Raw genomic sequence first — 629 nt, 5'->3', positions numbered from 1 at the left:
TCAGCATTTGTCGACGCCGCGGCATGGGGGACTTTCGACGCCCACCGCGACGACCCCGAGTTCGGGTATCGGTTCCTGGTCGACCAGGCCGCCGACGCCGGCCAACCGATGGCGGCTCGGACGGCCTGGCGGATCTGCTCAGCGAACAAGTGGTGGTCCTCGTTCGGCAAGAAGCGTGGCACCAAGACCATCCGCTCCGGCCCGCCGGTCCACGACGATCTCGTCGCCCGAGACTTCACCGCAGGTTCCCCGAACCTGTTGTGGCTCACCGGCATCACCGAGCATCACACCGGCGAGGGCAAGCTCTACCTGTGTGCGATCAAGGACATGCACTCGAACCGGATCGTCGGCTACTCGATCGACTCGAGGATGAAGGCCCGTCTCGCCGTCGACGCACTCGGCTCCGCCGTCGCCCGCCGGTCCGCGGCCGGCGATCAGGTGGCCGGCTGCATAGTGCACAGCGATCGCGGATCGCAGTTTCGTTCACGGAAGTTCGTCCATGCCCTGGGCCGTCAGGCGATGGTCGGCTCGATGGGACGCGTTGGTGCGTGCGGCGACAACGCCGCCATGGAATCGTTCTTCGCGCTGCTACAGAAGAACGTCCTCGACCGCCGGCCGTGGGCCACCCG

Annotated in this window: 1 protein-coding gene; it reads left to right on the top strand. The window is 66.9% G+C overall.

The genetic code is table 11. The features are described 5' to 3' along the window. A partial coding sequence (locus tag ABEA77_RS33850; RefSeq protein ID WP_345655995.1) for an IS3 family transposase occupies window positions 1–629 on the top strand: 629 nt, incomplete at both ends.

This window comes from Streptomyces tremellae, from assembly GCF_039540215.1.
Lineage (GTDB): Bacteria > Actinomycetota > Actinomycetes > Streptomycetales > Streptomycetaceae > Streptomyces > Streptomyces tremellae.
This window is presented reverse-complemented; position numbering and strand designations above follow the sequence as displayed.